This is a genomic window from Paraglaciecola sp. T6c (assembly GCF_000014225.1).
Taxonomy (GTDB): domain Bacteria; phylum Pseudomonadota; class Gammaproteobacteria; order Enterobacterales; family Alteromonadaceae; genus Paraglaciecola; species Paraglaciecola atlantica_A.
In genome coordinates, this window is sequence record NC_008228.1 from 24,957 (window position 1) to 37,672 (window position 12,716).

The 12,716-nt window shown below is 44.6% G+C and carries 13 protein-coding genes and 1 rRNA gene; 10 read left to right on the forward strand and 4 right to left on the reverse strand.

Translation table 11 applies throughout. The features are described from left to right. Positions 1 to 29 precede the first annotated feature (29 nt). From rsmB to def, 3 genes are read right to left on the reverse strand one after another with little or no spacing between them, the layout of a single operon-like run. Entirely contained in the window at positions 30 to 1,343 is a 1,314-nt protein-coding gene (gene rsmB, locus PATL_RS00110) for a 16S rRNA (cytosine(967)-C(5))-methyltransferase RsmB (protein WP_011572969.1), read from the reverse strand. Continuing rightward, a complete protein-coding gene (fmt, locus tag PATL_RS00115; protein WP_011572970.1) occupies positions 1,340 to 2,287 on the reverse strand; it encodes a methionyl-tRNA formyltransferase in 948 nt (315 codons plus the stop codon). The genes rsmB and fmt overlap by 4 nt, the downstream gene beginning before the upstream one ends. A gap of 9 nt (positions 2,288 to 2,296) precedes the next feature. Then, positions 2,297 to 2,806 (reverse strand): peptide deformylase, encoded by a 510-nt coding sequence (def, locus tag PATL_RS00120; RefSeq protein WP_011572971.1) that lies wholly within the window; start codon positions 2,804 to 2,806, stop codon positions 2,297 to 2,299. A 238-nt stretch (positions 2,807 to 3,044) separates the two neighbouring features. Here def and PATL_RS00125 point away from each other — a divergent pair, with 238 nt between their 5' ends. The 9 genes from PATL_RS00125 to PATL_RS00165 all read left to right on the forward strand — a co-directional run bounded on the left by PATL_RS00125 (position 3,045) and on the right by PATL_RS00165 (position 10,032). Continuing rightward, complete coding sequence (locus PATL_RS00125; protein WP_011572972.1) at positions 3,045 to 4,124, forward strand: LysM peptidoglycan-binding domain-containing protein; 1,080 nt, start codon at positions 3,045 to 3,047, stop codon at positions 4,122 to 4,124. A 24-nt stretch (positions 4,125 to 4,148) separates the two neighbouring features. Further along, complete coding sequence (gene dprA, locus PATL_RS00130) at positions 4,149 to 5,288, forward strand: DNA-processing protein DprA (RefSeq protein ID WP_011572973.1); 1,140 nt, start codon at positions 4,149 to 4,151, stop codon at positions 5,286 to 5,288. 1 nt (position 5,289) lies between these two features. Further along, on the forward strand, positions 5,290 to 5,766 hold the full coding sequence (locus PATL_RS00135) for a DUF494 family protein (protein WP_006994873.1): 477 nt from the start codon (positions 5,290 to 5,292) through the stop codon (positions 5,764 to 5,766). 56 nt (positions 5,767 to 5,822) lie between these two features. Then, a complete protein-coding gene (locus PATL_RS00140; protein ID WP_011572974.1) occupies positions 5,823 to 6,383 on the forward strand; it encodes a DNA topoisomerase family protein in 561 nt (186 codons plus the stop codon). A 68-nt stretch (positions 6,384 to 6,451) separates the two neighbouring features. Continuing rightward, positions 6,452 to 7,015 (forward strand): L-threonylcarbamoyladenylate synthase type 1 TsaC, encoded by a 564-nt coding sequence (locus tag PATL_RS00145; protein ID WP_011572975.1) that lies wholly within the window; start codon positions 6,452 to 6,454, stop codon positions 7,013 to 7,015. Positions 7,016 to 7,018: 3 nt separating this feature from the next. Next, a complete protein-coding gene (gene hemF, locus PATL_RS00150; RefSeq protein WP_011572976.1) occupies positions 7,019 to 7,942 on the forward strand; it encodes an oxygen-dependent coproporphyrinogen oxidase in 924 nt (307 codons plus the stop codon). 202 nt (positions 7,943 to 8,144) lie between these two features. After that, a complete protein-coding gene (locus PATL_RS00155; protein ID WP_011572977.1) occupies positions 8,145 to 8,828 on the forward strand; it encodes an OmpW/AlkL family protein in 684 nt (227 codons plus the stop codon). Positions 8,829 to 8,974: 146 nt separating this feature from the next. Continuing rightward, complete coding sequence (aroE, locus tag PATL_RS00160) at positions 8,975 to 9,793, forward strand: shikimate dehydrogenase (RefSeq protein ID WP_011572978.1); 819 nt, start codon at positions 8,975 to 8,977, stop codon at positions 9,791 to 9,793. Further along, complete coding sequence (locus PATL_RS00165) at positions 9,790 to 10,032, forward strand: hypothetical protein (RefSeq protein WP_011572979.1); 243 nt, start codon at positions 9,790 to 9,792, stop codon at positions 10,030 to 10,032. The genes aroE and PATL_RS00165 overlap by 4 nt, the downstream gene beginning before the upstream one ends. Before the next feature lie 46 nt (positions 10,033 to 10,078). Here PATL_RS00165 and PATL_RS00170 read toward each other — a convergent pair whose 3' ends face one another. Next, entirely contained in the window at positions 10,079 to 10,612 is a 534-nt protein-coding gene (locus PATL_RS00170) for a gamma carbonic anhydrase family protein (protein ID WP_011572980.1), read from the reverse strand. A 515-nt stretch (positions 10,613 to 11,127) separates the two neighbouring features. Between PATL_RS00170 and PATL_RS00175 the strand changes: the two genes are divergently transcribed. Next, a 16S ribosomal RNA gene (locus PATL_RS00175) occupies positions 11,128 to 12,660 on the forward strand. The last annotated feature ends 56 nt before the right edge of the window (positions 12,661 to 12,716 follow it).

Here is a 12,716-nt window from a genome sequence, read left to right on the forward strand (position 1 = left end):
TGTTGCTCTGTTTAGACAATATACGGTTTTTAGGCTTTTAGCAGTCGAGCGTAATAGAAACCGTCCATTTGTTTTTCACCAGGTAAAATCTGTCTTCCTGGCTTTTGTGCTGCGTCGTTATCAAATTTATCGTCTAACAGCGCATCAGGCGTACGATTTAAAAACGCATTAATTTGCAACTGGTTCTCCGCTGGAAGAATTGAACACGTTGCGTAAAGCATAGTTCCACCAGGCTTTAACAACGCCCACATTGCATCAATTATTTTGCTTTGTAACGCGACAAGTACGTCAATGTCGCTGGATTTACGCAACCACTTTATATCTGGATGGCGGCGAATAATACCCGTGGCTGAGCAAGGCGCATCTAGCAATATGCGGTCGAATAACTGGCCGTCCCACCATGATGCTGGCTCGCTGGCGTCACCGCAAATGAGTGTCGCTTGATGCCCTAAGCGAGTTAAGTTTTCTTCGATGCGTTTAAGGCGGCTGCTTTCTATATCTATTGCTACGCATGTGGCTAAATCGGGCTGTAGCTCAATTATGTGACACGTTTTGCCTCCCGGCGCCGCACAACAGTCTAATACGCGATCATTAGGTTGTGAGCCTAGCAGCCCAGCGGCTAATTGTGCTGCGCCATCTTGCACCGCAAACCAACCTTCGTCATAACCTGGCAGAGTGGTGATGTCGCACCCTTTTGATAAAATAATACCTTGAGGCTGGGTTGCTTGACGCTCATAGGCCACATCTCTGTCGTCTAAAAGTCGACAATATTCATCAGTACTCTTGTGCTTATTATTAACGCGCAACCAAATAGGTGCTTTTACTTGCATTGCGTCTAGTATGGTCTTGTAATTATCGGGGTAAGCATCAACGAGCTTTTTATAGAACCATTTTGGCTGTCCGCTCAAAACTTGTTCATTATCAGGTAAATTATGCGCCGTATCTTGGCGTATGAAATTACGCAAAACAGCATTTACTAAACCCTTGGTTGCTATCGCATTTAATGGCGCGCAGGCATTCACACATTCAGAAACAGCGGCATGAGTTGACACTCGAGAAAAGGCAAGTTGATAAAACCCAAGCATAATTAGGTGCTCTACCACTTTCACATTTTTCTTTAACGGCTTATCGAGCAACAATCTTAGCCAGTGCTGTAGTAAGGGCAGCTGGCGAAGTACGCCGTAAGTCATTTCTTGCAACCATGCTTTGTCTTTTTCATTATGATCTTGTTGTGCTGCAGGTAAGCATTCTCTAGCTGACATACCTTGCTCTAATATTTGAAAAAGCACACGGGCGGCATCGGCGCGCAAGTTTTGCTGGTATCTACCTTTTGATTGGCTCATGAAAGTATTGTACCGACGCTAAACCAATCACTGTGACCATTGAGTATGTCTTGAGTCGCCAGCGGCTTCTTACCCGGTAACTGTAATGTTTTAATCAACAAAACGCCGTCACCGGTTTGTACGCCAATTGCATGCTTATCTGCTTGAATAATTTGGCCTGGCTTAGCGTTATCGCAAATTGGCGTCTGTTGCACTTCAGCGCTACGCACTTTAATAGCGGCGCCGTTTGCTTCGAAATACGCAACAGGCCAAGGGTCAAATGCACGAACATTACGCTCAAGCTGAGCTGCTGTCATGGTCCAATCAATTTTAGCTTCTTGTTTGGATAGCTTTTCAGCGTAAGTAGCCAATGTGTTGTCTTGTGCCTGAGGCGTAAGGTCTCCTAAAGAGGCTAAAGTCTCTAATAATCCCTTAGGACCAAGTTCCGCTAACTTTGTATATAAGGTTGCGCTGGTATCTATAGGGGTAATCGCAAGACGTAATTCGCTTAGCACCGCGCCTGTATCCAAACCTTTATCCATTTGCATGATGGTGACCCCTGTTTCTGCATCACCTGCCCATATTGCTCTTTGAATAGGAGCCGCACCACGCCACTTGGGTAACAGTGAACCATGTACATTCAAGCAACCGTACTTGGGCGTATCAAGAATAATCTGCGGTAAAATCAAGCCATAGGCGACGACAACCATGACATCAGCATTTAATGCAGCAAGTTGCTGTTGGGCTTCTTCTGATTTAAGTGATGCAGGTTGGTAAACCGGTATATCGTGCTGCTGAGCAAGCTGCTTCACCGCGCTAGCGTGCAGTTTTTTCCCTCGACCAGCAGGTCTATCAGGTTGAGTGTAAGCCGCGATTACCTGATGTTCAGATTCTATTAGCGCGGATAAATGATTGGCGGCGAACTCTGGCGTACCAGCGAAAACAATTTTAAGACCTGATTTCAATGTAACCTCTTAAGCCTTGGCTGCTAAGCGGGCTTCTTTTTCTAATTTGGTTCGGATACGCTGGCGCTTAAGTGGCGACAAGTAATCTACAAAAAGTTTACCTTTTAAATGATCCAACTCATGTTGAATACAAATAGCCAGTAAGCCATCTGCATCCAACGTAAATGCATCGCCATTTTCGTCTAACGCTTTTACGGTTACTTTCTCTGCTCGCTCAACTTTGGCGTAGTTATTAGGAACAGACAAGCAGCCTTCTTCACTGATCGTTGTGCCATCCATGTGCGTAATCTCAGGATTAATAAACACTTGTGGTTTATCTTGCTCTTCAGAAACGTCAATGACCACTACGCGCTTGTGCACGTTTATTTGTGTTGCTGCTAACCCAATACCATTTTCATCCTTCATGGTTTCAAGCATGTCGCTCACCAGTGTCTTTATGGAGCTGTCTATTTTATCAACAGGCGTGGCAACTGTGCGCAAGCGCTCATCAGGAAATCTCAATACATCTAATATAGCCATGTTTACATTTAACTCATTTTGCTCCCACCAAATAAATAAAAAATGGCAAGGAGGTATTCAAAAAATAGCGCACTCGGTTCCTCAATTCTATGGTTGTCAATCAAGGAGGTATCGGTGCTCTTGGTATCAATTATCATACTAACCTGATCTTCAGGCTATTTAATCTTTGCAATAACAGGCTATTCTAACCGATATGGAATAAAAACATAATAGCCCTAGATACAAGGTGCCATGCCACATGTTGAATAATCTACTTCGCTTGAGCCTTGTGCTTCTACTTTCGCCATTTTGGGCGCATGCGGACGTGATAAAACTAAAAGAGAACGCTCCACGTACTTATGTCGTAAAACATGGCGACACATTGTGGGATATCTCTAACCTTTTTCTGCACAAACCTTGGTATTGGCCGCAAATTTGGCGAACGAATACGCAAATTATCAATCCGCATCTCATTTTTCCGGGGGACCAATTACGCCTAACGGTTAGTGCCGCGGGAAAGCCGTTCGTCGATTTAATTCGTGGCGAAAAAAAACCGTATCTAGTGCGCTCACCCTCAGCCACACAAATCAATAAATCGAATCAACCTATTGCTGTACTCCCTTGGCATGAGATAGAACCTTATTTTAATCAAGAGCTTGTGCTGAGTGAAAAGCTCTATGCTGAATTACCATCTATTGTCGGTAGCACGAAAGGAACTGAATACTTTTCAAACAATGATCTGGTGTTGGTTAATCATGAAAAATTGCCATTGGGTCATTATCAGGTTGTGCGTAAGCAGCAGTCTCTATTCAGTGCCAAAGGTGAATTTTTGGGTGTGCAAGTTCGCCATGTGGCCGACGGGCAGGCATTAGCTCCAGCTTTACCTAAGCAATCCTTAGTGACGTTGTCATCCGCTAATTTGGAAGTAAAGCGAGGTGATAAACTCTTAAAAGAAACCCCTAATAATAATGTTGAAGCGTTGCTCAATATAACAGCAGCGATAGAGCAAAGAGGAAATATTATTGCTGATGTATCCCAATACCAATTATCAGGCAAATTTAGCGTTGTGGTTATCGATGTTGGCAGCAGTAATATTAAACGCGGCACGGTAATGGGCATTTATCAACAAGGAGCCGCAGTGATCGATGGAGAGCCGCCAAAGTATCTCGCTGAGGCTCAAACGATTGAGAAACTGTTTGCAGAAAATGATGTTTTGCCCCAGCCGTGGATGAAGGTGGGAGAACTTTTGGTCTTTAGCGTCTTTGACAAGGTAAGTTATGCACTCGTCACGCGTTCGTCTACAGTTATTCGAAAAGGCGCTATCGTTGCAAAACCGTAGGGCTGCCAGTTTGAGTGGAGCCTTATGTATCAAGAAAACGAACATGCCTATCGTGAAACATCTGAGAGTGAGCAGCGCCAGTGGCTAATACTAGCCCAGCTACCACGATTTTCTGTTGCTAAACTGGCAACAATACTGCGCAAGAACGCTATACAAGTAGCGGATTTATTTAACGCTAATCCAAAGCAACTAGCTGCCTACGGCTTCACCGATGGGCAAATACAGCAATTACAGCATCCTAATGAGCGGCGATTGGACAAAAGCTTACAGTGGTCTGAGCAAACAAGCAGCTCACTGCTTAACATAACCTCGAAGCATTACCCTAAAGTGCTATTGCAAACGGCCAGACCACCCATATTATTATATTGTCTTGGAAATAAAGATTTATTAAATACTCATCAGATAGCAATAGTAGGAAGTCGCAATCCTTCTATCGCTGGTAAGCAAAACGCTCAGTATTTTGCCCAAGGTTTATCTCAATGCGGATGGACAGTAACCAGCGGGTTGGCATTGGGCATTGATGGTCTTGCTCATGATGGAGTACTTAAAGTTCAAGGCAATACTGTTGCGGTGCTGGGGACAGGTCTAAATAATATTTATCCCAAGCGGCACGTTAAAATGGCTGACAGTATACTTGAACAAGGGGGCGCGCTTGTTTCTGAATTTGTCCCTGAGATGCCTGCAAAGCCTGAAAATTTTCCCCGGCGGAATCGAATTATCAGCGGCATGTCGTTGGGTACATTAATCATCGAAGCTGCGATAAAAAGCGGGTCTCTAATCACCGCACGTTATGCGCTTGAGCAAAACAGGGACGTGTTTGCGGTGCCTGGTAATATAAACAACGTATTATCTAAAGGATGCCACTATTTAATAAAACAGGGTGCAAAGCTGGTGGAATGTGTGGGTGATATTAACGATGAATATCAGCATCTGGCACTTAATTTCTTGAATATCCAGCAGAGTGAATTGCAAAAAAGCGCGAGACAAAGCTTGGCTTCTGACAAATTGTTAGATAGTGTAGATTTTGAAACCACACCGTTGGATATAGTTGTAGAGCGATGTGGCATGCCAGTTGCTGAGGTTATGTCTCAATTATTAGAATACGAATTGCGTGGGTTAGTTGCAGCAGTCCCAGGCGGTTACCTTAAATTGGGGGAAAAATAACATGTTTGATATCCTCATGTATCTTTTTGAAAATTTCATTCACAGCGAAACAGAAATTCGCGTCGATCAAGATGAATTGACCGACGAACTGGTGCGCGCCGGTTTTCATCAAGATGAAATATACAAAGCATTATCTTGGCTCGAAAAACTAGCGGCTTTACAAGAAACTGACATAAACCCTTATTTAGTGAAAGGGCCTACTTCTTTTGTTACACGTATTTATACGCATGAAGAAGAGATGCGCCTCGATATCGAGTGCCGTGGCTTTCTCATGTTTTTAGAGCAAATTAATGTACTGGACTCTACAACGCGTGAGATGGTTATTGATCGCGTCATGGAAATCGACTCTAAAGAATTCTGTTTAGAGGACATGAAGTGGGTTGTGCTTATGGTGCTGTTCAACGTGCCGGGTAAAGAAAATGCTTATGCACAAATGGAAGATTTATTATTTGAAGAGCCAGAAGGGCCGTTGCATTAATCACTCTGACACGGGTTTAGAGCGTAAACCCGTGATTGCTAAGGCACACCTGTCACATGTTTAAAATTGATCATTCTCTTTTCAGCACTCATGAATCCGCGTTTGACCCCGGACCCTGTCCGGTTTGCAATGCGCCATTGCAACTTCGACATAGTAAAAATGGTGCGTTTATCGGCTGTAGTGATTACCCAAAATGTGAGTACAGCAAACCACTTCATGATAGCGACAATACTGAATTAACCGTTATTGAAGGCTCCCACTGTCCTGAATGCGAGTCCGAGTTGGTGATTAGAAAAGGGCGCTACGGTATGTATATCGCTTGCAGCAATTTTCCTGAATGCCACTACGTAAAATCAAATAAAACTCAAGACACAGATAAGGTCGAATGCCCCTCTTGCCATAAAGGGCACCTAACAAAGAGGGCCAATAAATATGGGAAGAACTTCTATCCCTGTGACCAGTATCCTCAATGTCACTACGCACTGAATTTTACACCAGTCGCCCATGCGTGCCCCAAATGCGCTTGGCCTGTTATGCAGGAGAAAAAAGCAGCGGCAGGACTTATTTGGCAGTGCCCCGAGCGTAAATGTGGGTACAAGCAGCCTGCGCAGGAATGACCTTTAGGTTTATCCTTGTTACGTCCTGTTTTACACTCTGTGCCATATAAACTCTAAGCAATATAAAAATGACAGCAAACCACACTGACGACCCTTTTTTACTCGACTATTTAGCTGGGAAGGTCTTTGCCTATCCGACGGAAGCCGTCTTTGGCCTAGGATGCGATCCTGATAACGAACAGGCGGTCAACAAACTACTTGCTTTAAAGCAACGCGATGTCAGCAAGGGATTGATTCTGGTCGGGGATAACTATTCACAGTTATTGCCATATGTAGATGACAGCGCCATCAAAATGACTAAGCGCACCGAGATATTTTCAAGTTGGCCTGGACCGATAACCTGGCTGCTTCCTAAATCGAAAACAGCACCGAGTTGGGTGACAGGGGAGTCTGAATTCATTGCTGTCAGAGTCAGTGCTCACCCACTCATAAAGGATCTTTGTCAGCGAGCAAATAAGCCGCTAGTTTCTACAAGTGCAAACACTGCTGGTCATCCGCCAGCGCTGAGTGCCGATGAGGTTACATCTTATTTTTCTAACCAAGTGATCTTAATCGACGGCTCGCTTGGTGGATCCCGCAGCCCCAGTAAAATTCGTCACGGCCATAGTGGCCAAACTATTAGAGATAATTAAACCATGCCCCAACCACACGTGACCGATATCGAATCGGTAAAGCAGTTTTTGCTTGATCTGCAAGACAATATTTGCCAAACGCTAGAAATGGCTGACGGTAAGGGTAGTTTCATCGAAGACAACTGGCAGAGAGAATTAGGTGGGGGCGGGCGTACGCGCGTGCTGACGAATGGCCAGGTGATTGAGCAGGGCGGAGTTAACTTTTCTCATGTATACGGTGGGCAACTTCCGGCATCTGCAACGGCGTCTCGACCAGAGCTAGCAGGTCGGAGCTTTCAAGCGATGGGCGTTTCACTCGTTATTCATCCTAAAAATCCTCACGTACCGACCTCCCATGCGAATGTGCGCATATTCATTGCTGAAAAAGAAGGTGAAGAGCCTATCTGGTGGTTTGGCGGTGGTTTCGACTTAACACCTTTCTACCCGGTGCATGAAGATGTACTCCATTGGCATCAAACTGCCAAGGATTTATGTGAGCCCTTTGGTAAAGACGTATACAGCAAATATAAAAAATGGTGTGACGACTACTTTTACTTAAAACATCGCGATGAAACGCGGGGAGTAGGGGGGCTTTTCTTTGATGATTTAAATGAATGGGGCTTTGAACGTAGTTTTGCATTCATGCAAGCTGTCGGTAATGGTTTTTTAGATGCCTATGTACCTATTTTAGAAAAACGTAAAGATACGTCTTTTTCAGAGCAGGAAAGAAGCTTCCAGCTATATAGAAGAGGCCGGTATGTAGAGTTTAATTTGGTTTGGGACAGAGGAACCTTATTCGGCTTGCAAACGGGAGGGCGAACAGAGTCAATATTGATGTCTATGCCGCCTCTTGCTCGTTGGGAGTACGACTTCCACCCAATACCAGGCAGTAAAGAAGATGCTTTGTATGCAGATTATCTGCATCCTCGGGACTGGTTAAACGAGTAGCCCTTTACTAAACATGTATAAGTATTAGCACTTGGCACCATCAATTGGTGTCGGTGCGAATCTATTGTTTTCTTGATCCAGCTCAAATTTAATCATCCCTCGAATTCTCTCACTTATAACCTGATAAAAATATTGATGTAGATCAATAATGACTGGCGATTGCTCATTACACTGCCGTTAAAATTTATACGCAGAGGTAATAATGAAAGTCTTCAAAATAGTGTTATCCAGTTTAGCTTTAACGGCCACCATAATGGGCACAGCCAATGCCTACGAACCAGGTGACATCATAGTACGAGCAGGTTTAACGACAGTCGCTCCGGATGAATCAAGTTCAAATGTAACGGTGCAAAGCGTTGGAAATGTGGGCATGGGAGCATCAGTAAACAACAACACTCAGTTGGGTCTGAATGCGGTCTATATGTTTACCAGCAACATTGGCTTAGAATTATTAGCAGCCAGCCCATTCACACATGATATTACGTTGAATAACACACTCGATAATGAGCTAGGTTTAGGTGACGGTAAATTAGCTGAAAGTAAACAATTACCTCCGACACTTAGTGCTCTTTATTACTTCCCCGTTTCTGAAACCATACAGCCGTATGTGGGGATTGGACTAAACTACACAGTTTTCTTCGATGAGCAATTTGTGGGCAATAGAGAAGCTCAGTCTTTTAATAATTTAAGTCTTGATGAGTCCTTTGGTATTGCCGCGCAAATAGGTATGGATTACAAGTTAGATGAACACTGGTTAATAAATGCGTCGGTGCGCTATATCGATATTGATACAGAAGCAAAGTTTGACGTTTTGGATTTGCCTGCTCAGGTATCAGTCGATATCGACCCATGGGTATATTCGCTCATGCTAGGCTACAAGTTTTAATACAAATGGAAGCGACGTAAGTGCGTCGCTTCCAGTTACTTATTACTAATTCAGCCTTTCTTATCTTTATTCAGCACCTTCGCTATTCAGTCGAACATAATTTTACGCTAGTCTTGCCATACAAATTGATTACGACCTTTGAGACTATGGACCGATACGCCGTTTTTGGTAATCCCATTGAGCACAGTAAATCCCCTTTGATCCACACGCTGTTCGCTAAACAGACCCAACAAGTCATTGAATACGGACGTCAACAACCCGATTCTAACGGGTTCAATGATGCAATCAATGCATTCTTTACCGAGGGCTTCATTGGAGCAAACGTTACTTCCCCATTCAAACTTGACGCATTTCGCTTTGCCGATGAACTGACACCACGCGCTAGAGCTGCTGAAGCGGTCAATACGCTATATAAGCGCCAAGATGGTTCAATTTTGGGTGACAACACCGATGGGGCTGGCTTAGTTCAGGATCTTCAGCGCTTATGGGGGGAGTTAAACGGAAAGCGTTTATTGTTGATTGGCGCTGGTGGGGCGACTCGTGGAGTCATTCTTCCTCTACTCACTGCTAAAGTACAAAATATTCATATTGCTAATCGTACGGCGAGCAAAGCCCAGCAGCTAGCGGATAGGTTTAAAAAAGAAGGGGTTATTACTGCTTCAGGCTTTAACGACTTACCCGAAATACAGTTCGACCTGATTGTTAACTGTACCTCTTCGAGCTTGGATGGAGGGTTACCCGAAATCACTCCGAGTATTTTTATCAATGCATCATATGCTTATGACATGACGTATAAAGCACAGGCAACATCTTTTATGGTCTGGGCTCAAGAATGTACCCCTAGTATTAGAACGGCCGATGGACTGGGCATGTTAGTGGGTCAAGCAGCCGAAAGCTTCTATGTTTGGCGAAAAGTTCGACCCAAAATAGAACCTATTATTGAAATTGTGCGAGAAATGCTGTGAATCAGGCTGTTCAAATTCAAGATGGCTTCGAAATACTAGACGACATTATGGTTATAAAACTAATCGTGTCTGGGCTCATTATGCATTGCCATGTGTGTGGAATAGCAATAGGTGATATGGATGAATTTTACCAAGCGAATCAGTTCGACTTGGAAGAAACAATCTCCGAACTTGTAGAGAATGAGCAATGGGATGAAAATGGCGTTATTCACATTAACGCCAAATCGATGGAAGCCTAGAGTAAAACTTGTCAGAAAGCTCTTTCTTGAGCTTTCTAAGATACGCCTATACTTCTTCTAGATACTCATTTTTAAGTCTGACGTAGTTATCAGCCGATACTTTCAAAAAAGCACGTTCAGAATCTTTCAGTGGCCTAGCTTGCTTAATTGGGCTACCTACATAAAGATAACCGCTCTCTAAACGCTTATTTGGTGGAACTAAACTGCCTGCTCCAATAAATACGTCGTCTTCAACGATAGCACCATCCATTACGATCGCCCCCATACCAACGAGAATACGGTTACCTAACACGCAGCCATGCAACATACATTTATGACCGACAGTGACATCCTCCCCAATAATAAGCGGATGGCCTTTAGGGTTTTCTTTAGTCACTCGGCTCACGTGCAGCACTGAACCATCTTGAATATTACTTCTAGCACCTATCTTTATGTAGTTAACATCACCACGTGCTGCAACCAATGGCCAAATACTCACGTCATCGCCGCATTCGATATCACCCACCACCACACTTGATTCATCTATATAACAACTCTCTGCCAGAGTTGGCTTTATGCCCTTATACATTCTAATACTCATTGTCAGTCCATTCTGCTGTGTTATAGCGTGATGATAACAAACTGAATATGTCTTGGAATCACTATTACTGTCGTAAAAATCATCGGTTTGCTTTTACTTTGAACGAACCGCTTATTAAATCGGCAGTTGAACGATTTTTTCAAATAAAGGGTTGCGCTCTAAGTTTGGATCTCTATAATGCGCATCTCGCTTCGGGGAGGCCACTTAAAACGGCTTACCGAGACAGGATTTTTTAACTATAAATCATGTCATTGCGATGCTCTAAGAGTGTTGTAGTTAGCGGGATTCAGCAAGTTGCTTAGTTTGAAATTAAATTAAAAAATTTGTTGACATCGAAACTTGAGAGCGTATTATACGCCTCCCGCTTAAGAGGGTCCACGGACAGCATCTTAAGCCGCTTCCAAGGAAGCACGCTACTTCGGTAGCACTGTTCTTTAACAATTAATAACAAGACAATCTGTGTGGGCACTCACTTGATGAGTGTCTACCAAAAAAATTCATGTTCGATAAATATTTAATTGAAGAGTTTGATCATGGCTCAGATTGAACGCTGGCGGCAGGCCTAACACATGCAAGTCGAACGGTAACATTTCTAGCTTGCTAGAAGATGACGAGTGGCGGACGGGTGAGTAATACTTAGGAATATGCCTTTGTGTGGGGGATAACTATTGGAAACGATAGCTAATACCGCATAACGTCTTCGGACCAAAGGGGGCTTCGGCTCCCGCGCAAAGAGTAGCCTAAGCGAGATTAGCTTGTTGGTGAGGTAAAGGCTCACCAAGGCGACGATCTCTAGCTGTTCTGAGAGGAAGATCAGCCACACTGGAACTGAGACACGGTCCAGACTCCTACGGGAGGCAGCAGTGGGGAATATTGCACAATGGGGGAAACCCTGATGCAGCCATGCCGCGTGTGTGAAGAAGGCCTTCGGGTTGTAAAGCACTTTCAGTTGTGAGGAAAGGTTAACGGTTAATACCCGTTAGCTGTGACGTTAGCAACAGAAGAAGGACCGGCTAACTCCGTGCCAGCAGCCGCGGTAATACGGAGGGTCCGAGCGTTAATCGGAATTACTGGGCGTAAAGCGCACGCAGGCGGTTTGTTAAGCTAGATGTGAAAGCCCTGGGCTCAACCTGGGAATTGCATTTAGAACTGGCAGGCTAGAGTTTTGGAGAGGGGAGTGGAATTCCAGGTGTAGCGGTGAAATGCGTAGATATCTGGAGGAACATCAGTGGCGAAGGCGACTCCCTGGTCAGTAACTGACGCTCATGTGCGAAAGTGTGGGTAGCGAACAGGATTAGATACCCTGGTAGTCCACACCGTAAACGCTGTCTACTAGCTGTTTGTGGATTTAATCCGTGAGTAGCGAAGCTAACGCGATAAGTAGACCGCCTGGGGAGTACGGCCGCAAGGTTAAAACTCAAATGAATTGACGGGGGCCCGCACAAGCGGTGGAGCATGTGGTTTAATTCGATGCAACGCGAAGAACCTTACCTACTCTTGACATACTAGAAACTTTTCAGAGATGAATTGGTGCCTTCGGGAATCTAGATACAGGTGCTGCATGGCTGTCGTCAGCTCGTGTCGTGAGATGTTGGGTTAAGTCCCGCAACGAGCGCAACCCCTGTCCTTAGTTGCCAGCCTTAAGTTGGGCACTCTAAGGAGACTGCCGGTGACAAACCGGAGGAAGGTGGGGACGACGTCAAGTCATCATGGCCCTTACGAGTAGGGCTACACACGTGCTACAATGGCGAGTACAGAGGGAAGCAAACTTGCGAGAGTAAGCGGATCCCTTAAAGCTCGTCGTAGTCCGGATTGGAGTCTGCAACTCGACTCCATGAAGTCGGAATCGCTAGTAATCGCAAATCAGAATGTTGCGGTGAATACGTTCCCGGGCCTTGTACACACCGCCCGTCACACCATGGGAGTGGGTTGCAAAAGAAGTAGCTAGTTTAACCTTCGGGAGGACGGTTACCACTTTGTGATTCATGACTGGGGTGAAGTCGTAACAAGGTAACCCTAGGGGAACCTGGGGTTGGATCACCTCCTTACTATTAGGTTAGGCCTCATCAGGCTGAGTGTTCACACAGATTGTTTTGTTGTTAGT

What these genes read in the sequence shown, in the direction of transcription:
- PATL_RS00145 (WP_011572975.1), top strand. Translation starts at nt 6,452, where the DNA reads ATGACAGCAAACCACACTGACGACCCTTTTTTACTCGACTATTTAGCT.
- PATL_RS00135 (WP_006994873.1), top strand. Translation starts at nt 5,290, where the DNA reads ATGTTTGATATCCTCATGTATCTTTTTGAAAATTTCATTCACAGCGAA.
- PATL_RS00170 (WP_011572980.1), bottom strand. Translation starts at nt 10,612, where the DNA reads ATGAGTATTAGAATGTATAAGGGCATAAAGCCAACTCTGGCAGAGAGT.
- hemF (WP_011572976.1), top strand. Translation starts at nt 7,019, where the DNA reads ATGCCCCAACCACACGTGACCGATATCGAATCGGTAAAGCAGTTTTTG.
- dprA (WP_011572973.1), top strand. Translation starts at nt 4,149, where the DNA reads ATGTATCAAGAAAACGAACATGCCTATCGTGAAACATCTGAGAGTGAG.
- PATL_RS00125 (WP_011572972.1), top strand. Translation starts at nt 3,045, where the DNA reads ATGTTGAATAATCTACTTCGCTTGAGCCTTGTGCTTCTACTTTCGCCA.
- aroE (WP_011572978.1), top strand. Translation starts at nt 8,975, where the DNA reads ATGGACCGATACGCCGTTTTTGGTAATCCCATTGAGCACAGTAAATCC.
- PATL_RS00155 (WP_011572977.1), top strand. Translation starts at nt 8,145, where the DNA reads ATGAAAGTCTTCAAAATAGTGTTATCCAGTTTAGCTTTAACGGCCACC.
- PATL_RS00140 (WP_011572974.1), top strand. Translation starts at nt 5,823, where the DNA reads ATGTTTAAAATTGATCATTCTCTTTTCAGCACTCATGAATCCGCGTTT.
- rsmB (WP_011572969.1), bottom strand. Translation starts at nt 1,343, where the DNA reads ATGAGCCAATCAAAAGGTAGATACCAGCAAAACTTGCGCGCCGATGCC.
- def (WP_011572971.1), bottom strand. Translation starts at nt 2,806, where the DNA reads ATGGCTATATTAGATGTATTGAGATTTCCTGATGAGCGCTTGCGCACA.